This window comes from Rhodococcus sp. p52 (assembly GCF_000763325.2).
Classification (GTDB): domain Bacteria; phylum Actinomycetota; class Actinomycetes; order Mycobacteriales; family Mycobacteriaceae; genus Rhodococcus; species Rhodococcus pyridinivorans.
In genome coordinates this window covers 4071589-4093826 of the sequence record NZ_CP016819.1, presented here as the reverse complement: position 1 = coordinate 4093826, position 22238 = coordinate 4071589, and the positions used below count along the sequence as shown (strand labels likewise).

At 66.8% G+C, this 22238-nt stretch carries 14 protein-coding genes and 3 rRNA genes; all 17 read left to right on the top strand.

Going from position 1 to position 22238, the window contains the following annotated elements; all coding sequences use genetic code 11:
- Positions 1–9: 9 nt before the first annotated feature.
- The 17 genes from IM25_RS18880 to IM25_RS18795 all read left to right on the top strand — a co-directional run bounded on the left by IM25_RS18880 (position 10) and on the right by IM25_RS18795 (position 22124).
- On the top strand, positions 10–1209 hold the full coding sequence (locus tag IM25_RS18880) for an argininosuccinate synthase (protein ID WP_006554815.1): 1200 nt from the start codon (positions 10–12) through the stop codon (positions 1207–1209).
- A gap of 2 nt (positions 1210–1211) precedes the next feature.
- The gene (gene argH / locus IM25_RS18875) at positions 1212–2633 is read left to right on the top strand and encodes an argininosuccinate lyase (RefSeq protein WP_033097679.1); all 1422 of its coding nucleotides are present in this window, start codon (positions 1212–1214) and stop codon (positions 2631–2633) included.
- Positions 2634–2786: 153 nt separating this feature from the next.
- Positions 2787–5771, top strand: coding sequence for an AMP-binding protein (locus IM25_RS18870; protein ID WP_065996250.1), 2985 nt, complete (start codon positions 2787–2789; stop codon positions 5769–5771).
- Positions 5772–5810: 39 nt separating this feature from the next.
- The gene (locus tag IM25_RS18865; protein WP_033097680.1) at positions 5811–6032 is read left to right on the top strand and encodes a Trm112 family protein; all 222 of its coding nucleotides are present in this window, start codon (positions 5811–5813) and stop codon (positions 6030–6032) included.
- Positions 6017–6667 carry a DNA-3-methyladenine glycosylase gene (locus tag IM25_RS18860; RefSeq protein WP_006554819.1) on the top strand — a complete coding sequence of 217 codons (651 nt, stop codon included), beginning with the start codon at positions 6017–6019 and terminating at the stop codon, positions 6665–6667. The genes IM25_RS18865 and IM25_RS18860 overlap by 16 nt, the downstream gene beginning before the upstream one ends.
- 15 nt (positions 6668–6682) lie before the next feature.
- The gene (gene tyrS, locus IM25_RS18855) at positions 6683–7960 is read left to right on the top strand and encodes a tyrosine--tRNA ligase (RefSeq protein WP_006554820.1); all 1278 of its coding nucleotides are present in this window, start codon (positions 6683–6685) and stop codon (positions 7958–7960) included.
- Positions 7961–8437: 477 nt separating this feature from the next.
- Positions 8438–9959 (top strand): 16S ribosomal RNA (locus tag IM25_RS18850).
- Positions 9960–10260: 301 nt separating this feature from the next.
- Positions 10261–13393: ribosomal RNA gene (locus tag IM25_RS18845) — 23S ribosomal RNA — on the top strand.
- A 109-nt stretch (positions 13394–13502) separates the two neighbouring features.
- Positions 13503–13619, top strand: a 5S ribosomal RNA gene (gene rrf / locus IM25_RS18840).
- Together the 16S, 23S and 5S rRNA genes form the textbook arrangement of a ribosomal RNA operon.
- 65 nt (positions 13620–13684) lie before the next feature.
- Positions 13685–15031, top strand: coding sequence for a hypothetical protein (locus IM25_RS27675; protein ID WP_082921088.1), 1347 nt, complete (start codon positions 13685–13687; stop codon positions 15029–15031).
- Positions 15028–16059 (top strand): HAD-IIA family hydrolase, encoded by a 1032-nt coding sequence (locus IM25_RS18825; protein WP_033098322.1) that lies wholly within the window; start codon positions 15028–15030, stop codon positions 16057–16059. The genes IM25_RS27675 and IM25_RS18825 overlap by 4 nt, the downstream gene beginning before the upstream one ends.
- A gap of 52 nt (positions 16060–16111) precedes the next feature.
- Positions 16112–16342 carry a hypothetical protein gene (locus IM25_RS18820; protein WP_019289625.1) on the top strand — a complete coding sequence of 77 codons (231 nt, stop codon included), beginning with the start codon at positions 16112–16114 and terminating at the stop codon, positions 16340–16342.
- A 1-nt stretch (position 16343) separates the two neighbouring features.
- A complete protein-coding gene (locus tag IM25_RS18815; protein ID WP_024101115.1) occupies positions 16344–17168 on the top strand; it encodes a TlyA family RNA methyltransferase in 825 nt (274 codons plus the stop codon).
- 53 nt (positions 17169–17221) lie between these two features.
- Complete coding sequence (locus IM25_RS18810) at positions 17222–18136, top strand: NAD kinase (RefSeq protein WP_033098333.1); 915 nt, start codon at positions 17222–17224, stop codon at positions 18134–18136.
- Position 18137: 1 nt separating this feature from the next.
- Entirely contained in the window at positions 18138–19907 is a 1770-nt protein-coding gene (recN, locus tag IM25_RS18805) for a DNA repair protein RecN (protein WP_006552722.1), read from the top strand.
- An 85-nt stretch (positions 19908–19992) separates the two neighbouring features.
- Positions 19993–21177: a putative cytokinetic ring protein SteA gene (gene steA / locus IM25_RS18800; protein WP_006552723.1), complete on the top strand. Its 1185-nt coding sequence runs from the start codon at positions 19993–19995 to the stop codon at positions 21175–21177.
- Positions 21174–22124: a copper transporter gene (locus tag IM25_RS18795; RefSeq protein WP_019289621.1), complete on the top strand. Its 951-nt coding sequence runs from the start codon at positions 21174–21176 to the stop codon at positions 22122–22124. Before steA ends, IM25_RS18795 begins: the two co-directional genes overlap by 4 nt.
- Positions 22125–22238: the final 114 nt, after the last annotated feature.

Genomic DNA, 22238 nt, shown 5'->3' with positions numbered 1-22238 from the left:
ACAAAGACAATGGCCGAACGCGTCGTACTCGCCTATTCGGGCGGGCTGGACACCTCCGTCGCCATCAGCTGGATCGGCAAGGAGACCGGCAAGGAGGTCGTCGCCGTGGCCATCGACCTCGGCCAGGGTGGCGAGGACATGGAGGTCGTGCGTCAGCGCGCCCTCGACTGCGGTGCCGTCGAATCGATCGTCGTCGACGCCAAGGACGAGTTCGCCAACGAGTACTGCCTGCCCACCGTCCAGGCCAACGCGCTCTACATGGATCGCTACCCGCTCGTCTCGGCCATCAGCCGCCCGCTGATCGTCAAGCACATCGTGCAGGCCGCCCGCGAGCACGGTGGCACCGTCGTCTCCCACGGCTGCACCGGCAAGGGCAACGATCAGGTCCGCTTCGAGGTCGGCTTCGGCGCCCTCGCACCCGACCTCCAGGTCATCGCACCGGTCCGCGACTACGCCTGGACCCGTGAGAAGGCCATCGCCTTCGCCGAGGAGAACGGCCTGCCCATCAACGTCACCAAGCGTTCGCCGTTCTCCATCGACCAGAACGTCTGGGGCCGCGCCGTCGAGACCGGCTTCCTCGAGGACCTGTGGAACGCCCCCACCAAGGACGTCTACGACTACACCGAGGACCCCACCGCCCACTGGCAGGCCCCCGACGAGCTGATCATCAGCTTCGAGGCCGGTCGCCCCGTCGCGATCGACGGCAAGCACGTCACCGTCCTCGAGGCCATCCAGGAACTCAACCGTCGCGCCGGCGCTCAGGGTGTGGGCCGCCTCGACATGGTCGAGGACCGCCTCGTCGGCATCAAGAGCCGCGAGATCTACGAGGCCCCCGGCGCCATCGCCCTCATCACCGCGCACCAGGAACTCGAGCACGTCACCCTCGAGCGCGAACTCGGCCGCTACAAGCGTCGCGTCGAGGAGCGCTGGAGCGAGCTGGTGTACGACGGCCTGTGGTACTCGCCGCTGAAGACCGCCCTCGACGCCTTCATCAAGAACACTCAGGAGCGCGTCACCGGCGACATCCGCATGGTGCTCCACGGCGGACACATCACCGTCAACGGCCGTCGCAGCCCCGAGTCGCTGTACGACTTCAACCTCGCCACCTACGACGAGGGTGACAGCTTCGACCAGTCCAACGCCAAGGGCTTCGTGCAGATCCACGGCCTGTCGTCGAAGGTCGCCGCGAAGCGCGATCTGGGCCTGTAGTCATGACGGCTCACGGCACCAACGAAGGTGCCCTGTGGGGCGGCCGGTTCGCATCCGGACCGGCCGCCGCCATGGCGGCGCTGAGCAAGTCCACGCACTTCGACTGGGCGCTCGCCCCGTACGACGTGCGCGCCTCCCAGGCCCACGCCAAGGTTCTGCACCGTGCCGGACTCCTCACCGACGACGACCTCGCCACGATGCTCGACGGCCTCGACCGGCTCGCCGCCGATGTGGCCTCCGGTGCGTTCGGCCCCGCCGAGTCCGACGAGGACGTGCACGGCGCGCTCGAACGGGGACTCATCGAACGGGTCGGCCCCGAGGTCGGCGGCCGGCTCCGCGCGGGCCGCTCCCGCAACGACCAGGTCGCGACGCTGTTCCGCATGTGGCTGCGCGACAGCGCGCGGCGCATCGCCGACGGTGTCCTCGATGTGGTCGATGCGATCGCCGACCAGGCCGCGGCGCACCCCGATGCCGTCATGCCGGGCAAGACGCACCTGCAGGCGGCGCAGCCCGTGCTGCTCGCGCACCACCTGCTCGCCCATGCGCATCCGTTGCTGCGCGACGTCGACCGGTTACGCGACTTCGACAAGCGCGCGGCGGTCTCGCCGTACGGGTCGGGAGCGCTCGCCGGATCGTCGCTCGGTCTCGACCCCGACGCGATTGCGACCGACCTGGGCTTCGACTCGGCGGCGGACAACTCGATCGACGCCACCAGCTCCCGCGACTTCGCTGCAGAAGCGGCGTTCGTGTTCGCGCAGATCGCCGTCGACCTCTCCCGCATGGCGGAGGAGATCATCCTGTGGAGCACCCCCGAGTTCGGGTACGTCACCCTCGCGGACGAATGGTCGACCGGGTCGTCGATCATGCCGCAGAAGAAGAACCCGGACGTCTCCGAGCTCACCCGCGGTAAGGCCGGTCGCCTCATCGGCAACCTCACCGGTCTGCTGGCCACGCTCAAAGCGCAGCCGTTGGCCTACAACCGCGACCTGCAGGAGGACAAGGAGCCGGTCTTCGACTCCGTCGCACAGCTCGAGCTGCTGCTCCCGGCGATCGCAGGGCTCGTCTCGACGCTGACCTTCCACACCGAGCGCATGGCCGAGCTCGCACCCGCCGGCTTCACCCTCGCGACCGACATCGCCGAGTGGATGGTCCGCCAGGGTGTGCCGTTCCGCGTCGCCCACGAGGCGGCCGGGGCGTGCGTGCGGGTCGCCGAAGGCCGCGGAGCCGGCCTCGAGGACCTCACAGACGAGGAGTTGGCCGGTGTAGATCCGGCACTGACCCCGCAGGTGCGGGAAGTGCTCACCGTCGAAGGCTCCATCGCCTCGCGCGACGCTCGCGGCGGCACCGCGGGCGTGCGGGTGGCCGAGCAACTCGGCCGCGTGCGCGACGCCGCGGCACAACTGCGCGACCGGGTTCGCGACTGACACGCCTGCCGTCCCGGGCACACCCCGAGTTGCCCGGGACGGTGAGGGCCGTGTGGCAGGCTGGCACATACTCTCGGCATGCAGCGGGTACCGGTGTAGAACCGCAGGTGCCGGGGACCGGTGCGGATACATCGTCGAGAAGGGGAACGGACCGTGGGACTGGACGCCGATGTAGTGACCGAGTCGGTGCGACGGCTCGTCGCCACTGCCCAGAACGGTCTCGAAGTCCTGCGCTTCGGTGGCCTCGAACCCGGCCGGTCGTCGTCGCCCTATCAGGTCGTCGAGCGCACCTCCATGTACCGGCTCCGCCGGTACTTCCCCGAATCCGACACCGCCTCCACGGGCATCCCCGTCGTTCTCGTACCACCGATGATGGTGTCCGCCGAGGTGTACGACGTCACCCGTGACGCCGGCGCCGTCGGCAGCCTCCACGAAGCGGGTCTCGATCCGTGGGTCGTGGACTTCGGATCGCCCGACCAGGAGGAGGGCGGCTGGAAGCGCACCCTCACCGATCACATCCTCGCCCTCGACGAGGTCGTCGACTGCGTCCGTGCCTACACCGGTCGCGACGTGCATCTCGGCGGATACTCGCAGGGTGGCATGTTCTGCTATCAGGTCGCGGCCTATCGGCGCAGCCGCGGCATCGCGAGCCTGATCACCTTCGGCAGCCCGGTCGACACCCTCGCCGCCCTGCCGTTCGGGATCCCGGAGATCGTCGCGACCCACTCCGCCGACTTCCTTGCCGACCACGTCTTCAACCGCCTCGCGATCACCGGATGGATGGCGCGCACCGGCTTCCAGCTGCTCGATCCGGTCAAGACGCTGCGATCGCGCATCGACTTCCTGCTCCAGCTCCACGACCGGGAGGCGCTGTTGCCGCGCGAGCCGCAGCGCCGATTCCTCGACACCGAGGGATGGGTGGCGTGGTCCGGTCCCGCCGTCGCGGAGGTACTGCGCCAGTTCATCGCCCACAACCGCATGGTCAGCGGTGGGTTCGTCATCAATGACCGGGCCGTGAGCCTCGCCGAGATCACCTGTCCCGTCCTCGCAGTCGTCGGCGAGGTCGACGACATCGGGCAACCGCTCGCCGTGCGCGGCATCCGCAAGGCCGCACCCCGCGCGGAGGTCTACGAATACACCTTGCGCGCAGGTCATTTCGGACTCGTCGTGGGCAGTGTCGCCGGCCAGCAGACGTGGCCGTCGGTCGGGGAATGGGTGCAGTGGCGCGAGGGCGTCGGGGACCGGCCCGTCGGCATCGCGCCGATGGCGGTGCCGAACCCCACCGACGAGGGCACGGGCGTCTCGGTCGCATCCCGCATCACGCACACGGCCGCAACGCTCGCCGACGTCGGGACCGATCTCGGCAAGGGGCTCGCGGGGATCGCGGTCGGTGCCGTCCGCGGCGCACGCGATCTCACCGGGGAGGCCGCCCGCGCCCTTCCCCGCCTCGCGCGGCTCGGGCAGATCCAGCCGCGCACCCGCATCTCCGTCGGCGGTCTGCTCGCCGAGATCGGCCGCAAGTCGCCGAAGCGGGAGTGCTTCATCTTCGAGGACCGGGTCTACACCTTCGAGGCCGTCAACCGGCGGATCGACAACGTCGTCCTCGGGCTCGCCGACAACGGCATCCGTCCCGCGATGCACGTCGGCATCCTCATGGACGTGCGCCCCAGCGCAATGGCGGCGGTCGCGGCGATCTCCCGCCTCGGCGCCGTCTCCGCCCTCATCCCGCCGGGACCGGACATCGCCGAGGCCGTGCGACTGGGCGGTGTCGAAAAGATCGTCGCCGATCCCGAGAACCTCGACGCGGCCGTCGCGACCGGTCTTCCCGTGCTGGTCCTCGGCGGCGGCGACGTCCGCGACCTCGACGTCGAGCCCGGCGCCGACGTCGTCGATCTCGAACGACTCGACATCTCCTCCGTGCAACTGCCGGGCTGGTACGTCCCCGATCCCGGACTCGCGCGCGAACTCGCATTCATCCTGTTCTCCGGTGGTGGCGACACGCTCGCGGTGCGGCGGGTCACCAACTACCGGTGGGCGCTGTCGGCCTTCGGTACCGCCACCGCCGCCTCGCTCGGCCGCGGTGACACCATGTACTGCCTTGCGCCCCTGCATCATTCGTCCGGTCTGCTGGTCAGTTTCGGCGGGGCGCTCGCGGGCGGGGCGCGTATCGCACTGTCGCGCGGGGTGAATCCGTCGCTCTTCAGCGACGAAGTGCACCGCTACGGCGTCACCGTCGTCACCTATACCTGGTCGATGATGCGTGAGGTGCTCGACAGCCCGTCGCTGCACATCGACGCCATCCATCCCATCCGGTTGTTCATCGGTTCCGGCATGCCACCGGGCCTGTGGCGCCGCACGCTCGACCGGTTTGAGCCCGCCCGGGTTCTCGAGTTCTACGCGTCGACCGAGGGCGACGTCGTGCTCGCGAACGTCTCCGGTTCGAAGATCGGCTCGAAGGGCCGGCCGTTGCCCGGTAGCGCCGATGTGCGCCTCGCTGCCTACGACGCCGGCGTCGGCCGACTCGTGGAGGACGAACGCGGCTTCGTGCGGGAGGCGCAGGTCGGCGAGGTCGGACTGCTGCTCGGCAGACCCGGTCCCGCAGCCTCGGCAATCACCGGTGTGATGCGCGGCGTGTTCGAACCGGGCGACGTGTGGGTGCCCACCGACAACCTGTTCCGACGCGACGACGACGGCGACTACTGGTTGCTCGACAGTCGGGGGACGGTGATTCCCACCTTCCACGGCCCGGTTTTCACCCAGAGCGTGGCGGACGTGCTCGAAGCGATCCCGCGTGTCGATCTCGCCGTCGCCTATGGCATCTCGGTGGGAGGTCGCGACATCGCAGTGGCCGGCTGCTCGCTGCGGGGCAACCGTGCACCGACGGCCGCGGAGATCACTGCGGCGTTCGACTCGGTCTCGGCCGACGAGCGACCCGATCTCGTGCACGTCGTGCCCGACATCCCGTTGGGCCCGTCCTATCGCCCGTCCGCCGATCGTCTGCGCGAACAGGGATTGCCCGTGCCCACCGTCCGTACCTGGTACCTGAACCCCGACACCGGGACGTACAAGCGGTTCACCAAGGCCGTGGCCACGGCGTGGAAGGCGGGCACGGCCGGTTCGCCCGCCGGGGCGCGGTAGCCTGGGTCCGGTTCGGTTCCGCCCTTCGAAAGGACATCCGTGGCTGTCGATCCCACGTTGCTGAGCATTCTGGCCTGTCCGGAGGACAAGGGGCCGTTGCTTCTCGTCGACGACGTCGTCCTGTACAACCCGCGACTGCGGCGGGCGTATCCGATCGAGAGCGGTATTCCCGTCCTCCTCGTCGACGAGGCGCGGGAGGTCAGCGACGCCGAGCACGAGGACTTCACCGCGCGCGGTGTCGCCGGATGGAGCACCGACTGAGCCGCAATCATCGATCCGTCCGCGGCGAACTCGAAAGACTCGATCCGGTCGAGGCCGCCGAAGCGCTGCTCGGAGCAACCATCCGAGTGGGGGAGACCGCCGTCCTGCTGACGGAGGTCGAGGCCTACGGCGGCCCCGAGGACGGACCGTGGCCGGACCCGGCCGCGCACTCGTACCGCGGACCGACCCCGCGCAATTCGGTCATGTTCGGACCAGCGGGACATCTGTACGTCTACCGCAGTTACGGACTGCACTTCTGCGCGAACGTCTCCCTCGGTCCCGACGGCACCGCTGCGGCGGTGCTGTTGCGCGGTGGTGAGGTGATCGCGGGGGAGCAGGCCGTCCGTTCCCGGCGCACGTCCGGCACGCCGTTCGCGAACCTTGCGCGCGGTCCGGGCAATCTCGCTGCTGCGCTCGGTCTCGATCTGGGCGACAACGGCATCGACGTGGATGGTTCCGACGCTCGGGTGCGGGTGGAACTCCCGGCCGAACCGCTGGTCGGGGAGGCCGCGCGGGGGCCGCGGGTGGGGATCAGCGTGGCGGCCGACAGACCGTGGCGGTTGTGGGTTCCCGGGGCGATCGGGGTCTCCGCGTACCGGCGCAGCCCACGCGCGCCCGCTGCGCCTCGAGCGTGATGGGATGATCGAACGGTGACTGAGCACATTCTCGACGAACTGACCTGGCGCGGGCTCATCGCGCAATCGACCGATCTCGACGCACTTCGAGGCGAACTCGACAAGGGTCCGATCACCCTCTATGCCGGTTTCGATCCGACCGGCCCGAGCCTGCACGCCGGTCACCTCGTTCCGCTCCTCGCACTCAAGCGTTTCCAGCGCGCCGGCCATCGGCCCATCGTTCTCGCAGGTGGCGCGACCGGCATGATCGGTGACCCGCGGGACGTGGGGGAGCGCACCATGAACTCCGCCGACACCGTCGCCGAGTGGGCAGGGCGGATCCGTGGGCAGCTCGAGCGGTTCGTCGACTTCGACGACTCCCCGACGGGAGCCGTGGTCGTGAACAACCTCGACTGGACCGGCAAGCTGTCCGCGATCGACTTCCTGCGCGACATCGGGAAGCACTTCTCGATCAACGTGATGCTCGCCCGCGACACCGTCAAGCGCCGCCTCGAAGGTGACGGCATCTCGTACACCGAGTTCAGCTACATGCTCCTGCAGGCCAACGACTACGTGCAGCTCCGCCGCGAGTACGGATGTGCGCTGCAGGTCGGTGGTTCCGATCAGTGGGGCAATATCATCGCCGGCGTCGAGCTCAACCGCCGTACCGACGGCGAGAGTGTGCACGCCTTGACCGTCCCGCTCGTGACCTCGTCCGACGGCAAGAAGTTCGGCAAGTCCACCGGTGGTGGCAGCTTGTGGCTCGACCCGGAGATGACGAGCCCGTACGCCTGGTACCAGTACTTCGTCAACGCTGCCGACGCCGACGTCATGAAGTACCTGCGCTGGTTCACCTTTCTCGACAAGGACGAACTCGCTGAACTCGAGACCGCCACCACGGAGCGTCCGCACGCACGGGAGGCCCAGAAGCGACTCGCTGCCGAGATGACCACGCTCGTGCACGGAGCGCACAACACCGCAGCGGTCGAGTTGGCCAGCCGCGCCCTCTTCGGGCGAGGCGAGCTGGGCGAGCTGGACGAGCCCACGCTCGCGGCCGCCCTGACCGAGGCGTCCGTGACGGAGCTCCGCGCCGGCGAGCCGGACACGATCATCGACCTGCTCGTCGCGTCGGGGCTGTGCGAGAGCAAGGGAGCTGCGCGTCGCACCATCAAGGAAGGCGGCGCGTCGGTCAACAACGTCCGTATCGCCTCGGAGGAGTGGACCCCGCGCGACGGAGAGCTGCTGCACGGACGCTGGCTCGTCCTGCGTCGGGGCAAGCGGAACTTCGCCGGTGTGCGAGTCGTCCGCGACTGAGGCCTTTGCCGACGCTGGCGAGCCCCTGACCAGCGGGTTTGACGGCGCGTTAGCGTCGGCGTAACTTAGTCGTCGTTCGAGCGACACCGAACAGCCCGCCGGACCGAGAGGTTCGGAAACAGGCATGTTCGATGTCGCATCGATCGGCTCTCACAGAAGAGAACGGGAAAGCAACGATTTGCGGCCCTGAAATCGGACGTGATAGCTTGGAACGGTTGCCTCAGAGCGAGCCGGACAGGTGTCCGGTAACGTGATGATGTGTGCGTGTTCTTTGAGAACTCAACAGTGTGCCGATGAATGTCAGTGCCAAATAATATTTGGTGCGGCCACTTCACTTTTTGTGGGTGGTTGTTGCTGGACATCGCATTCTTCCGTCTGCGGTGGTCCAGTGTTTGAGCTAGTTTGAGTTTTTTTGCTAGTGATTTGACTCTTTTGTCTTTGACTAATTACCCCTTTTTTGGGGGTGATTGTGAGTCTTCAACGGAGAGTTTGATCCTGGCTCAGGACGAACGCTGGCGGCGTGCTTAACACATGCAAGTCGAACGATGAAGCCCAGCTTGCTGGGTGGATTAGTGGCGAACGGGTGAGTAACACGTGGGTGATCTGCCCTGCACTCTGGGATAAGCCTGGGAAACTGGGTCTAATACCGGATATGACCTCTTGCTGCATGGCGAGGGGTGGAAAGTTTTTCGGTGCAGGATGAGCCCGCGGCCTATCAGCTTGTTGGTGGGGTAATGGCCTACCAAGGCGACGACGGGTAGCCGGCCTGAGAGGGCGACCGGCCACACTGGGACTGAGACACGGCCCAGACTCCTACGGGAGGCAGCAGTGGGGAATATTGCACAATGGGCGCAAGCCTGATGCAGCGACGCCGCGTGAGGGATGACGGCCTTCGGGTTGTAAACCTCTTTCACCCATGACGAAGCGCAAGTGACGGTAGTGGGAGAAGAAGCACCGGCCAACTACGTGCCAGCAGCCGCGGTAATACGTAGGGTGCGAGCGTTGTCCGGAATTACTGGGCGTAAAGAGCTCGTAGGCGGTTTGTCGCGTCGTCTGTGAAATCCCGCAGCTCAACTGCGGGCTTGCAGGCGATACGGGCAGACTCGAGTACTGCAGGGGAGACTGGAATTCCTGGTGTAGCGGTGAAATGCGCAGATATCAGGAGGAACACCGGTGGCGAAGGCGGGTCTCTGGGCAGTAACTGACGCTGAGGAGCGAAAGCGTGGGTAGCGAACAGGATTAGATACCCTGGTAGTCCACGCCGTAAACGGTGGGCGCTAGGTGTGGGTTTCCTTCCACGGGATCCGTGCCGTAGCCAACGCATTAAGCGCCCCGCCTGGGGAGTACGGCCGCAAGGCTAAAACTCAAAGGAATTGACGGGGGCCCGCACAAGCGGCGGAGCATGTGGATTAATTCGATGCAACGCGAAGAACCTTACCTGGGTTTGACATGTACCGGACGACTGCAGAGATGTGGTTTCCCTTGTGGCCGGTAGACAGGTGGTGCATGGCTGTCGTCAGCTCGTGTCGTGAGATGTTGGGTTAAGTCCCGCAACGAGCGCAACCCTTGTCCTGTGTTGCCAGCACGTGATGGTGGGGACTCGCAGGAGACTGCCGGGGTCAACTCGGAGGAAGGTGGGGACGACGTCAAGTCATCATGCCCCTTATGTCCAGGGCTTCACACATGCTACAATGGTCGGTACAGAGGGCTGCGATACCGTGAGGTGGAGCGAATCCCTTAAAGCCGGTCTCAGTTCGGATCGGGGTCTGCAACTCGACCCCGTGAAGTCGGAGTCGCTAGTAATCGCAGATCAGCAACGCTGCGGTGAATACGTTCCCGGGCCTTGTACACACCGCCCGTCACGTCATGAAAGTCGGTAACACCCGAAGCCGGTGGCCTAACCCCTTGTGGGAGGGAGCCGTCGAAGGTGGGATCGGCGATTGGGACGAAGTCGTAACAAGGTAGCCGTACCGGAAGGTGCGGCTGGATCACCTCCTTTCTAAGGAGCATCTCCTGTCTCGGACCAGCACGTAGGTGCTGGGGGAGCAGGCAGAGCCATTACGGATTCACAGGTAATCCGGTGGTGCTCATGGGTGGAACGCTGACAATCATCACCGCGTATGGCGGGGATACAGATCCTCGTCGCGGTGGTTATATCGGTGCACTGTTGGGTCCTGAGAGAACACGCAATGTGTTTGATCAGCGACGATGACTTACGAAGGCGGTTGGCCGTGTGGCCGGCGTTGGTAGGGGTTGTTGTGTGTTGTTTGAGAACTGCACAGTGGACGCGAGCATCTTTGTTGTAAGTGTTTATGAGCGTACGGTGGATGCCTTGGCACCAGGAGCCGATGAAGGACGTGGGAGGCTGCGATATGCCTCGGGGAGCTGTCAACCGAGCTGTGATCCGAGGATTTCCGAATGGGGAAACCCAGCACGAGTGATGTCGTGTTACCCGCATCTGAATATATAGGGTGTGTGGAGGGAACGTGGGGAAGTGAAACATCTCAGTACCCACAGGAAGAGAAAACAACATGTGATTCCGTGAGTAGTGGCGAGCGAAAGCGGATGAGGCTAAACCATGGGTGTGTGATAGCTGGCAGGCGTTGCATCCGTGGGTTGTGGGGCTTTTCTTCCCGTCACTGTCATGACGGGCGAGAGTAAGAAACCGGTTGGTTAGTCGAAGTGGTCTGGAACGGCCTGTCGTAGAGGGTGAGAATCCCGTAGACGAAAACTTGCCGGCTCTCGTGAGAAGTACCCGAGTAGCACCGGGCCCGTGAAATCCGGTGTGAATCTGTCGGGACCACCCGATAAGCCTGAATACTCCCTGGTGACCGATAGCGGACTAGTACCGTGAGGGAAAGGTGAAAAGTACCCCGGGAGGGGAGTGAAATAGTACCTGAAACCGTGCGCTTACAATCCGTCAGAGCCGATGCACGATTCAGTTCGTGGTGGGTGATGGCGTGCCTTTTGAAGAATGAGCCTGCGAGTTAGTGGCATGTCGCGAGGTTAACCCGTGTGGGGTAGTCGTAGCGAAAGCGAGTCCGAATAGGGCGTATGTAGTGGCATGTTCTAGACCCGAAGCGGAGTGATCTACCCATGGCCAGGGTGAAGCGATGGTAAGACGTCGTGGAGGCCCGAACCCACTTAGGTTGAAAACTGAGGGGATGAGTTGTGGGTAGGGGTGAAAGGCCAATCAAACTCCGTGATAGCTGGTTCTCCCCGAAATGCATTTAGGTGCAGCGTCGCGTGTTTCTCACCGGAGGTAGAGCTACTGGATGGTCTAGGGGGCCCACAAGCTTACCGAAATCAGCCAAACTCCGAATGCCGGTGAGTGAGAGCGCGGCAGTGAGACTGCGGGGGATAAGCTTCGTAGTCGAGAGGGAAACAGCCCAGATCGCCGGCTAAGGCCCTAAGCGTGTACTAAGTGGAAAAGGATGTGGGATCGCTGAGACAACCAGGAGGTTGGCTTAGAAGCAGCCACCCTTGAAAGAGTGCGTAATAGCTCACTGGTCAAGTGGTTCTGCGCCGACAATGTAGCGGGGCTCAAGTACACCGCCGAAGCCGCGGCACTCACACAACACCCATTCGTTCCTGCGGGAACGTGTGCAGTGGTGTGGGTGGGTAGGGGAGCGTCGTGCAGCCGTGGAAGCGCCGGAGTGATCCAGGTGTGGAGGCTGCGCGAGTGAGAATGCAGGCATGAGTAGCGAAAGACGAGTGAGAAACTCGTCCGCCGGATGACCAAGGGTTCCTGGGCCAGGTTAATCCGCCCAGGGTGAGTCGGGACCTAAGGCGAGGCCGACAGGCGTAGTCGATGGACAACGGGTTGATATTCCCGTACCCGTGTATCCGCGCCCAATGGCGAATCAGTTGTGCTAACCGTCCAAAAGTTTCCGCTGTTCCTTCGGGAACTGTGGGGATGGCTGCACGGGACCCTGATTGTAGTAGTCAAGCGATGGGGTGACGCAGGAAGGTAGCTGGGCCAGGTGATGGAGTACCTGGTGTAAGCCGGTAGGGCGAATGGTAGGCAAATCCGCCATTCATCAAGCCTGAGAGGTGATGCGTACCCGTTGAGGGGAATTCAGTGATCCTATGCTGCCGAGAAAAGCCTCTAGTGAGTTGGTACACGGCCCGTACCCCAAACCGACACAGGTGGTCAGGTAGAGAATACCGAGGCGATCGAGAGAACTGTGGTTAAGGAACTCGGCAAAATGCCCCCGTAACTTCGGGAGAAGGGGGACCACGCTCGGTGACGGCCCTTGCGGTCCGAGCTGGGGGTGGTCGCAGAGACCAGAGAGAAGCGACTGTTTACTAAAAACACAGGTCCGTGCGAAGTCGTAAGACGATGTATACGGACTGACGCCTGCCCGGTGCTGGAAGGTTAAGAGGACCGGTTAGCGGAGCAATCCGCGAAGCTGAGAATTTAAGCCCCAGTAAACGGCGGTGGTAACTATAACCATCCTAAGGTAGCGAAATTCCTTGTCGGGTAAGTTCCGACCTGCACGAATGGCGTAACGACTTCTCTGCTGTCTCGACCACAGACTCGGCGAAATTGCATTACGAGTAAAGATGCTCGTTACGCGCGGCAGGACGAAAAGACCCCGGGACCTTCACTATAGCTTGGTATTGGTGTTCGGTTCGGTTTGTGTAGGATAGGTGGGAGACTGTGAAGCTCATACGCCAGTATGGGTGGAGTCGTTGTTGAAATACCACTCTGATCGTATTGGACCTCTAACCTCGGACCATGATCTGGTTCAGGGACAGTGCCTGGTGGGTAGTTTAACTGGGGCGGTTGCCTCCCAAAATGTAACGGAGGCGCCCAAAGGTTCCCTCAGCCTGGTTGGCAATCAGGTGTCGAGTGCAAGTGCACAAGGGAGCTTGACTGTGAGACTGACAGGTCGAGCAGGGACGAAAGTCGGGACTAGTGATCCGGCACCGGCATGTGGAAGCGGTGTCGCTCAACGGATAAAAGGTACCCCGGGGATAACAGGCTGATCTTCCCCAAGAGTCCATATCGACGGGATGGTTTGGCACCTCGATGTCGGCTCGTCGCATCCTGGGGCTGGAGTAGGTCCCAAGGGTTGGGCTGTTCGCCCATTAAAGCGGCACGCGAGCTGGGTTTAGAACGTCGTGAGACAGTTCGGTCTCTATCCGCCGCGCGCGTTAGAAACTTGAGGAAGGCTGTCCCTAGTACGAGAGGACCGGGACGGACGAACCTCTGGTGTGCCAGTTGTCCCGCCAGGGGCATGGCTGGTTGGCTACGTTCGGAAGGGATAACCGCTGAAAGCATCTAAGCGGGAAGCCTGTTCCAAGATGAGGTTTCTCACCCCCTCGAGGGGGTAAGGCCCCCGGCAGACCACCGGGTTGATAGGCCGGAACTGGAAGCCCAGCAATGGGTGGAGGTGACCGGTACTAATAGGCCGAGGACTTACCACGAAGATGTTACGCGTCCACTGTGCGGTATCTGAAACAACACACACAGATCCGAAAATCCTGCAGCAGCAGGTGATTCGAGGAATCTGCGTGGACTATTGTTTCATAGAGTTACGGCGGTCATAGCGACAGGGAAACGCCCGGTCCCATTCCGAACCCGGAAGCTAAGCCTGTCTGCGCCGATGGTACTGCACTCGACAGGGTGTGGGAGAGTAGGACACCGCCGAACACCCGTTCCGAAAGGGGACCCACTCGTTTGGGTCCCCTTTCGCGTTTTCATGAGAGGATTTTTCTGTGTCCGACGGCAACGGTGAACGTCGGTCCTTCAGGAGTGGAGGATCCACTCCGTGGTCGGGCCGCAAGAACGAGCGCGAGGAACGCGCCGGCGACAGCCGCGACGAGCGCGCACCCCGCGACCGCGACGAGCGTGGACGCGGCGACGACCGCCGGAAGGGTGGCTACGGATCCGCCGGACGTTCGTCCGGACGAGACGACCGTCCGCAGCGCGGTGACGATCGGCGCCCCCAGCGCAGTGACGATCAGCGCTCCCAGCGTGGCGACGACCGCCGTTCCTTCCAGGGCGGAGACCGCCGGGATCGCGGCCGCGACGACGCTCGTTCCGGTCGCAGCGACCGTCCCTACCGCGAACGTTCCGGAGGCGACGACCGCCCCCGCCGCAGCGATGACCGGTCGAGCCGCGGCGACGAGCGTGGTCGGCAGTACGGCGACCGTCCCCGTCAGGGTTCGGACCGTCCCGGCGGTGAGCGCAGCTACGGCAACCGCGACGATCGTCGTGGTGGCGACCAGCGAGGTGGCGGCGACCGGCGAGGCTATTCCGGCGACCGCCGTGGCCCCCAGTCCGGCGACCGTCGTGGCGAGGGAGCACCCCGTCGTCGTGGCGGTGAAGGTGGATTCGGTCCGGGTCGCGGGCGCGATGGCATCGCACCGCAGCGCCGCGATGCACGTCCGGACGAGCCGGACATCCCCGACGACGTCGAGGCATCCGAGCTCGACCCGACGATCCGCCGCGATCTGCTGAGCCTGGACAAGTCGAACGCGAACTCCGTCGCCCGGCATCTGGTGATGGCCGGTCGTCTGCTCGACGACGATCCTCGCGCCGCGCTCACCCATGCTCGCGCCGCCCGTCAACGCGCCGGCCGCATCGCGGTCGTCCGCGAGGCCGCCGGCATCACCGCCTACCACGCCGGGGAGTGGGCGGAGGCGCTGTCCGAACTCCGCGCAGCACGTCGCATGTCCGGTGGTACCGGACTGCTCGCCGTGATGGCCGACTGCGAACGCGGTCTCGGTCGCCCCGAGAAGGCGCTCGAACTGGGCCGGAGCGAGGAAGCTCGCAAGCTGACCGGCGACGAGGCGACAGAGCTGCGGATTGTCCTCGCCGGTGCCCGCATGGATCTCGGTCAGTACGACCAGGCCGTCGTCACCCTGCAGACGCCCGATCTCGACCCCGAGCGGACCGGTACACCGGCTGCCCGTCTCTTCTACGCCTACGCCGACGCTCTCGTCGCCGCCGGGCGGACCGAAGAAGGCCTGCAATGGTTCCTGCACTCCGCAGGCGCGGACATCGAAGGCGTCACCGACGCCGAGGAGCGGGTGGAGGAGCTCACCGGAGAGTCGCCGTGACCGACGGCACCGACGTTTCCGGCAGTACGGCTTCCAGCGACAGTCTGCGTCGGATCTACGACGTCCTGCTGCTCGACCTCGACGGCACCGTCTACCGGGGCGCCGAACCCGTCCCGGGTGCTCGCGAGGCGCTGGCCGCCGGTGACGACACCGTTCTGTACGTGACGAACAACGCCAGCCGCCGGCCGTCGGAGGTCGCCCTGCACCTGCGAGAACTCGGCTTCCCGGCCGACGACTCGTCGGTGGTGACGAGCTCGCAGTCCGCTGCGCGCCTGCTGGCCGAGCGGTTCCCGGCCGGTGTGCCGGTGCTCGTCGTCGGCACCGAGGCCCTGGCCGAGGAGGTGGCCGGTGTCGGCCTCACCCCGGTTCGGTCCGCGGACGCGCATCCGGTGGCGGTGGTGCAGGGGCATTCCCCGGACACCGGATGGGCGATCCTGGCGGAGGCGACGCTCGCCGTCCGCGCAGGCGCTCTGTGGGTGGCCACCAACGTGGACTCGACTCTGCCGACCGAGCGCGGACTCGTCCTCGGCAACGGGTCGATGGTCGCGGCGGTGCACAACGCCACCGGCGCGACCCCGATCGTGGCGGGCAAACCCGCAGCTCCGCTGCTCGAGGACGCGATCCGTCGCGGCGGTGCCCGTCGTCCCCTCGTCATCGGTGACCGGTTGGACACCGACATCGAAGGCGCCAACGCCGTCGGTGCGGATTCCCTGCTCGTGCTGACCGGGGTCAGCACCGTCGACGATCTGCTGCGGGCTCCGGCCGAGCAGCGCCCGACCTACGTCGCGGCCTCGCTCGCGAGCCTCGATCAGCCGGCCGACCGGATCCGTGTCGCCCCGCACGACTCGTGGGACGTCACGGTCGACGGAGGTGATCTTCACCTCGCCGCCGCGCAGTCGGCCGCCGATCCGATGGAGGCGCTGCGGGGTCTGCTCGACATCGCCTGGGCCAACCCCGGATTCGGACAGGTCCGTCCGGTGGACGAGCGTGCGCGGTCCGTCGTGGACGCGTGGGCGGCGACGGTCTGATCCGCACCGGAGGGTGTAGCCCGGTCGCATCCATCGACTAGCGTGGACGGCGATGAGCACGCCGATTCCACGTCCGGGCGAACACCTTCCCGGCGCACGCCCCACCGTCGATCCCGCACACGTCCGCGAGGAGGTCGACGCGTTGCTGGCGCGTGTCCGCGAGGGCGCATCCGTCCCCGGTGCCGAGAGCGCCGATCAGTCCGTGCTGCTCGAGCAGGCCGACCTGCTCGAACGAGCCCACGAGGTCCTCGTGCAGGCTTTGTCGACCGTGGACAAGATCTGACGTGGCACGCCGGGCACGCGTCGACGCGGAACTGGTGCGGCGGGGTCTGGCGCGCTCACGCGAGCACGCCAGCGAACTGATCGCCGCAGGTCGGGTGCTGATCGCCGGCACCGTGGCCTCCAAACCGGCGACCGCCGTCGAACCGAACACGCCGCTGATCGTCACCGAGGGGAGCGACGAGGTCTCCTGGGCGTCCCGCGGTGCCCACAAGCTCCTCGGCGCCCTCGAGGCGTTCACGCCGCAGGGGTTGCAGGTGTCGGGGCGTCGCTGCCTCGACGCCGGCGCGTCGACCGGCGGTTTCACCGATGTCCTGCTGCACGAGGGTGCCGCGGAGGTCGTCGCAGTGGACGTCGGCTACGGCCAGCTGATCTGGCGCCTGCAGTCCGACGAGCGTGTCCACGTGATCGATCGAACGAATGTGCGTAGCATCGACGCGGAGACGATCGACGGGCGTGTCGACCTGGTGGTCGCGGACCTGTCGTTCATCTCGCTGAAGTTGGTGTTGCCGGCGTTCGTCGCCTGCGTCGCCCCCGGCGGCGACCTGCTGCCGATGGTCAAACCGCAGTTCGAGGTGGGCAAGGACCGCGTCGGCAGCGGTGGCGTGGTGCGCGATCCGGCGCTGCGCACCGAGGCGGTGCTCGACGTCGCGCGCGAAGCGCAACGCCAGGGTCTGCTCACCCTCGGAGCGGTGGCGAGTCCGCTGCCCGGACCGTCCGGGAACGTCGAGTACTTCCTGTGGCTGCGGGCCGGAGAGCCGGGGCCGGCGGAACTCGACCCTGCGGTGGTCGAACTGATCGAGCGTGCGGTGCAGGAAGGACCACAGTGAGCGAAGAGACCGCCGCGGCCGCCGCGGCCGCCGCGGCCGCCGCGGCCGACGCGGTGCGATCGGGCCGGGAGATCCTGCTGGTCTCCCATTCGGGGCGCGACGAGATCGCCGGCACCGCGCTGCGGGTCGCCAAGATGCTCGGTGAGGCCGGCATCGGTCTGCGCACCCTCGACGACGAGGCGGTGAGCAACGGACTCGGCGTCCTCGCCCTGCCGGGCAGTTTCATCAGCGTCGTCGAACCGGGACCGGAGGCGGCCGCCGGCTGCGAGATGGTGATCGTCCTCGGGGGCGACGGCAGCTTCCTGCGGGCCGCCGAACTCGCGCAGTACTCGGCGGTGCCCGTCCTCGGGATCAACCTCGGCCGCATCGGTTTCCTCGCCGAGTCCGAGGCCGAACACCTCGAGGAAGCGCTCATGCAGGTGGTGCGCCGCGAGTACCGCGTCGAACAACGCATGACGCTCGACGTGACGGTGCGCATGGACGCCGAGGTCCTCGACCGCGGGTGGGCGCTCAACGAGGCGAGTCTCGAGAACAAGTCGCGGCTCGGGGTCCTCGAGGTGGTGCTCGAGGTCGACGGTCGTCCGGTCTCGTCGTTCGGCTGCGACGGTGTCCTCGTCGCCACCCCGACGGGATCGACGGCCTACGCCTTCTCGGCCGGCGGACCGATCGTCTGGCCCGAACTCGAAGCGCTGCTGGTGATCCCGAGCAACGCACACGCTCTGTTCGCGCGCCCGCTGGTGACCAGCCCCGAGTCGATCATCGCCGTCGAGACCCTCGCCGGCGGCCACGACGGGGTGGTCTTCTGCGACGGTCGCCGCATCATCGACGTCCCGGCCGGGGCCCGGCTCGAAGTGGTGCGAGGATGCGATCCGGTCCGCTGGGTGCGGCTCGATTCGGCACCGTTCGCGGATCGGATGGTGCGCAAGTTCGAACTTCCGGTGAAGGGCTGGCGGGGAAGGAAACTCTGAGATGCTCGCAGAGATCCGGATCGACAACCTGGGTGTGATCTCCGAGGCGTACGCGCGCTTCCACGGGGGACTGACGGTGCTCACCGGCGAGACCGGTGCCGGCAAGACGATGGTCGTCACGAGCCTGCATCTGCTCTCCGGGGTGCGCGCCGACCCCTCCCGGGTACGGGTCGGCGCCAACCGCGCCGTGGTCGAAGGACGCTTCGAGATCGAACCGGCGCCCAGCCACATCGAACAGCAGATCGCCGAACTGCTCGAGGCCACCGGCGCCCAGCGCGACGAGGACGGCAGCATCATCGCCGTGCGCACCGTCGGTAGCGACGGCCGCTCCCGCGCCCACCTCGGCGGACGCAGCGTGCCGGTGGGGGTGCTGTCCGAATTCACCGGGCCGCTGCTGACCGTGCACGGCCAGAACGACCAGCTGCGGCTCCTGCGTCCCGACGAGCAGCGCGCCGCGCTCGACCGGTTCGGCGGCAAGACCGTCGCCGGTCTGCTCGACCGCTACCGAACCCGGCGACGCCGCTGGCTCGAGGCCCGCGCCGAACTGCAGGAACGCACCGAACGGTCGCGTGAGCTCGCGCAGGAGGCCGATCGCTTGCACTTCGGTCTCGACGAGATCGACCGCGTCGCACCCGAACCGGGGGAGGACACCCGCATCGTCGACGAGGTGCGGCGCCTGTCCGACCTCGACTCGCTGCGCGAGGCGGCCACCGTCGCGCACAACGCCCTCGCCGGCGACGACAGCGGCGACGCCGACGCGTACTCGGCGGCACTCGACCTGCTCGGCGAGGCCCGCGCCCGCCTCGAGGGCTGCGACGATCCCGCCCTGCGCGAGCTCGGGCCCCGCCTCGGCGAGGCGATCGCGGTGGTCACCGACGTCACCGGCGACATCTCCGGTTATCTGTCCGACCTGCCGTCCGACCCGAGCGCGCTCGAAACCCTGCTCAACCGGCAGGCGGAACTGAAGAACCTCACCCGCAAGTACGCCGCCGACATCGACGGCGTGCTCGAGTGGGCGCGCGAGGCCCGCGAACGCCTGTCCGGACTGGACGTCTCCGCGGAGGCGATCGACAAGCTCGCCGCCGAGGTCGACGCGGAGGCCGCCGCGACCGCGGAGACCGCCACCGCGCTGTCGGCGGCGCGGCACAAGGTCGCCGGCAAACTCGCGAAGGCCGTGAGCAAGGAACTGTCCGGCCTCGCGATGGGGCGCGCCGTGCTCGACGTGCACATCGCCGACCGCGCGGCGACCGTGAGCGACACCGCCCCGCTGTCGGTCGGCGACCGGCTCCTGCACGCCGGCGAATCCGGGATCGACGAGGTGGAGTTCCGGCTCGCTCCGCACAGCGACGCCCCGGCCCGCCCGCTCGCCCGCAGCGCGTCCGGCGGTGAGCTCTCCCGCGTCATGCTCGCCCTCGAAGTGGTGCTCGCCGGTTCCGAGCGCGGCGCGACGATGGTCTTCGACGAGGTCGACGCCGGGGTCGGTGGCCGCGCCGCCGTCGAGATCGGCCGGCGTCTCGCGCGCCTGTCGCGCACCCACCAGGTCATCGTGGTCACGCACCTGCCGCAGGTCGCGGCGTTCGCCGACACCCATCTCGTCGTCGACAAGGTCGACGACCGGGCCGGGGTGATCAGCAGCGGGGTGCGCACCCTCAGCGAGGAGGAGAGGGTTACCGAACTGGCCCGCATGCTCGCCGGTCTCGACGACACCGAGACCGGACGTGCGCACGCCGAGGAACTGCTGGCCGTCGCCCACGCCGAGCGCACCGGCTGACCCGCCCGGCGCGCCGGGGTGATGTTCACACGACTACCGGCGCGCCTCCACAACCTCACTCGTATACCGGCGCATCATCTCTTGCATGAAGATGCCGGCGCTGCTGTCCCGTAACAACGAAACGCTGCCCGGAGTGAGTGGCATTGCCCGGGTCGACAGGAACACCGCGAAGCTGCTGCGCCGGATCGGTCCCGGCGACGTGGTCGTCCTCGACGCCATCGACCTCGATCGTGTCACCGCCGACGCGCTCGTCGAGGCGGGCGTCACCGCGGTGATCAACGCGTCCCCGTCGATCTCGGGCCGGTACCCGAATCTCGGTCCCGAAGTGATCGTCGCGCACGACATCGTGCTCGTCGACAACGTCGGCACCGAGGTCTTCAAGAAGATCAAGGACGGCGCGAAGGTCCGGGTGCACGAGGGTGGCGTGTACGCGGGGGAGAAGCTGCTCATCGAGGGCGACGAGCAGACCGACATCGAGATCTCCGACCGCATGATCGAGGCGCGAACCGGGCTCGTCGATCACCTCGAGGCGTTCTCGGGCAACACCATCGAGTTCATCCGCTCGGAGAGCCCGCTGCTCATCGACGGCGTCGGCATCCCCGACATCGACCTGGACCTGCGCGACCGGCACGTCGTCGTCGTCTCCGACGGCCCCGGGCATGTGCAGGACCTCAAGGATCTCAAGCCGTTCATCAAGGAGTACTCACCGATCCTGGTGGGCGTCGGCCCCGGCGCGGACGCCCTCTCCAAGGCGGGCTATCGCCCCGACCTCATCGTCGGCGACCCCGACGAGATCGGCACTTCCACCCTCAAATCGGGCGCCGAAGTGGTGCTGCCCGCCGACCCGGACGGCCACGCCCCGGGTCTCGAGCGGATACAGGATCTCGGCATCGGCGCGATGACCTTCCCCGCCGTCGGCACCCCCACCGACCTGGCGCTGCTGCTCGTCGAGCATCACGGTGCGGCGCTGGTGGTGACCGTCGGCAGCACTGTCTCGCTCGACGAGTTCTTCGACCACGGCCGTCGCGACACCAATCCGTCGGCGGTGATGACCCGTCTGAAGGTCGGGCCGAAACTCGTCGATGCGAAGGCGGTGGCCACCCTCTACCGCAGCCGCGTCTCGGGCGGCGTGATCGCCCTGCTCGTCTTCGCGGCCCTCATCGCCGTGATCGCCGCACTCGCCGTGTCCAATCTCGGTGCCGACGTCGTCGAACTCGCCCGGCAGTGGTGGGACTCCGCCGTCGAGTGGATTCGGGGTCTGCGCGCGTGATCTCGATGCGCCATCACGTCGTTTCCCTGGTGGCGGTGTTCCTCGGCCTGGCGGTCGGGATCGTGCTCGGCTCCGGATTGCTGGCCGACAGCGTCGTCTCCGGTTTGCGCGACGACAAGGCCGAGCTGCGCCGCGAGATCCAGGAGGCCGAGGACCACGGCAGCCGGCTCGAGGCACAACTGCTCGCCGCCGACGGGTTCGACTCGACCGTCGGCCCGCGGATCGTGCGCGACGAACTCCTCGACCGCACCGTCCTTCTCGTGACCACCCCGGACGCCGCACCCGAGGACGTCGACGCCGTCGTGCGGTCCGTCGGTGATGCCGGCGGCCGGGTCACCGCCCGGATCGCGCTGACCGATTCGTTCGTCGACGCCTCCGGCACCGACCAGCTCCGCACAACCGTCACCAACGTCGTGCCCGCCGGCGTGGAACTGCAGACCGGCGCCGTCGACCCGGGCAGCCTCGCCGGGGATCTGCTCGGCGCGGTGCTGCTCGTCGACCCGGGCACCGGGCAACCGCGCAGCACCCCCGAGGAACGCGCCCTCGCCCTGACCACGCTGCGCAGCGGCGGTTTCGTCACCTACGAGGACGGTCAGGTCGAACCGGCCCAGAGCGCCCTCGTTGTCACCGGCGACCACAGCGGCAACGCCGAACGCGCCGGCAATCGCGGGTCGCTCATCGCGCGCTTCGCCGGGGTCGTCGACGGCCGCGGCGCCGGCGCGGTGCTCGCCGGCCGCACGGGGGCAGCGGAGGGCAACGGACCGATCGCCGTCGTGCGGGCCGACGCCGCGCTCGCCGCGGGCCTGTCCACGGTCGACAATCTCGACCGCGAATCGGGGCGCCTGACGACGGTTCTGGCGCTGCGCGAGCAGTACGACGGGGGCACCGGCCGGTACGGGACGGGGCCGAGCGCCACCGCCGTCACAGTCGGCTCCCCGGCCCGCTGAGCGTCGCCGCCTGTGACGTCGATTGCACCGAGGGTCGGCAATCGCGAGTCGGGTACGCGCCCGCCCACGGAGGTGTTACCGTGAAGTTCCGTGGGTCGGCAGGCCCCAGCTGTA